Source organism: Protofrankia sp. CiP1_Cm_nod4 (genome assembly GCF_982290645.1).
In genome coordinates this window covers 16,117-17,989 of record NZ_CEVIVC010000089.1, presented here as the reverse complement: position 1 = coordinate 17,989, position 1,873 = coordinate 16,117, and the positions used below count along the sequence as shown (strand labels likewise).

4 protein-coding genes are annotated in these 1,873 nt (G+C 67.8%); all 4 read right to left on the bottom strand.

Going from position 1 to position 1,873, the window contains the following annotated elements; genetic code table 11:
• Positions 1-33: 33 nt before the first annotated feature.
• The gene (locus AC5LSR_RS16495; protein ID WP_250285844.1) at positions 34-426 is read right to left on the bottom strand and encodes a type II toxin-antitoxin system VapC family toxin; all 393 of its coding nucleotides are present in this window, start codon (positions 424-426) and stop codon (positions 34-36) included.
• Complete coding sequence (locus tag AC5LSR_RS16490; protein WP_250285843.1) at positions 423-671, bottom strand: hypothetical protein; 249 nt, start codon at positions 669-671, stop codon at positions 423-425. Before AC5LSR_RS16490 ends, AC5LSR_RS16495 begins: the two co-directional genes overlap by 4 nt.
• A 48-nt stretch (positions 672-719) precedes the next feature.
• Positions 720-1,250, bottom strand: coding sequence for a hypothetical protein (locus tag AC5LSR_RS16485; protein WP_250285842.1), 531 nt, complete (start codon positions 1,248-1,250; stop codon positions 720-722).
• A 74-nt stretch (positions 1,251-1,324) separates the two neighbouring features.
• A partial coding sequence (locus tag AC5LSR_RS16480; RefSeq protein WP_250285841.1) for a P-loop NTPase family protein occupies positions 1,325-1,873 on the bottom strand: 549 nt, incomplete at its 5' end.

Sequence of the window (1,873 nt, the reverse complement as noted above, 5' to 3'; positions counted from 1 at the left end):
TGGTCGGACTGACAGCGGGATGATCCCAGGTGGTTACCGGAAGACCTCGATGGAGCAGGTGGCGCCGGTGCCACGGGAGAGGCGGGCATCACTGGTGATCAGTGTGCATTCCAGCAGCTCCGCGAGGGCGACGTAGAACGCGTCGTACGCGCTGTAGTTGGCGCGTAGCTGCCATGCCCGCGCAAGGTGCGCGGGCAGCGGCGTGCGCTGAAGGGGCATCCCGGCGAGCAGCGACAGGGCGGCGGAGGCTCGATGCTCGGGGAGTTTGCCGCCGAGTGCCAGCCCGCGCAGGACGGAGAGAACTTCCGCATCGATCAGGCTCGGCGCGCTGAGGATTTCGCCCCTCAGCCGCTCGCGTGCCGCATCGGCTGAGGGGCTCTTTTCGACAAGGACTTTGACGAGGACGCCGGCGTCGACAACGATCAACGTGCGGACCGTCCGCGGTCCAGTTCGGCGAGGATGTCCTCGGTGGTCACAGACTCCACCGCGTTGGCCCGCGCACTGTCCAGGATCTCCTCGATGGCGGGCTGTTGGGCGTCGTGGACCAGCTTGGCCAGCAGGTACTCCTGCAGGGACTGTCGAGCGTGCAGGGCGCGCTGTTTGTACGTCAGGTACACCTGGTCGGGGATGTTCCTGACCTGGATCGTCGCCATGGTATCATGGTAGCGCATATGCGCTCCAGCAGCGCTTGATGTGTCCGGCCGAAGCCCGCATCGGCTTCACGGCGCATCGCTCGGTGTGGAATCCAGGAAGCCGCTTATGCTGCTGCCCGCCTGAGAAGCAGTCGTGGGATCCCAGCAGATGATCTTTATCTTGTGGCCGGTCACGGCCACCGTCATCTCACCCAGACGGCCAGTGGCGAGATCGGTCCGTCCCATGTCCTTGGCGAAGGGCGCACCGACGGGTTCGGCCGTCTCGGCGTCCCAGCACTGCCCGCCGTGGTGGTAGCCGGCGCTCACCACGACGGGCCGGCCGTGCAGTTCGGCGGTCGCGAGCGCGGGGGCGGACGACGAGACCGGCAGGGGAGGCCCAAACTGGCCTCCGGTGGATACGTCCCAACGGCGGATCACACCCGAGCGGTGGCTCGTCCACACGACATGACGCCCACCGGAGACCCGGGTGACGACCACGGATTCCGCACCGGTCGCCTGGACAGCGGACGTCTGAGTGCCGTCGTCCCGTACGGTGACCGCACCGTCGGCGAGGCCGGCCGCGATACAAGCACGGCCCCGGATGCGGCCGATCCACACCGCTCCGATTTCCGCTGGCCAGAAATACTCGCCGATCTGTTGCCCGGTGCTCAGGTCCTATACGGTGGCGGCGTTCACATGGGCCATGACGACCACCGGACGGCCGGCGAGATACACGCCTCCCACACCGACCGGGTGGGTAACGGCCCGAGCAGAGTGTGGATCATGTCTTCCGGATCCGCGGACTCGTCGAGCGCGTCGATGACGACCAGCTTCGCTTCCGGGATCTGATCGAGGCCGGCCAGCAGCGTCCTTGTGCCGAGTGTCCGTACGTCGCAGGGAGGCAGCCCGGCCGTGTGCAGGATCCCGTCGGCGATCTCGGTGGTTGTACGCCCTCGGGCCTGGATGAACAGCGCCACGCAGCCGTCCGGCGGACGGATCGCGCTCGGCGATTCCAGGTTGCCGCGGCGGACAGGATCGGCGAGGGCGTCGAACCGGGCGAGCACCGACGTCTTCCCGGAGCCCGGGCCACCGGTGACGATCCGGGTGACCGGATCGTCGGCCAGTTCCGACGTCCACCGCGCCAACGCGCTGAGGGTCTTGTCGCGTCCTTCGAAGGCGTGCAGGCCCTGGTTCTGTCTGTAGTCGTCGAGCAGGACGCCGCGCGCATTGGGCCGCACGGA

Bases quoted from the DNA above. Each gene is read 5' to 3' on its own strand.
- AC5LSR_RS16490 (WP_250285843.1), bottom strand. From the start codon at position 671: ATGCGCTACCATGATACCATGGCGACGATCCAGGTCAGGAACATCCCC.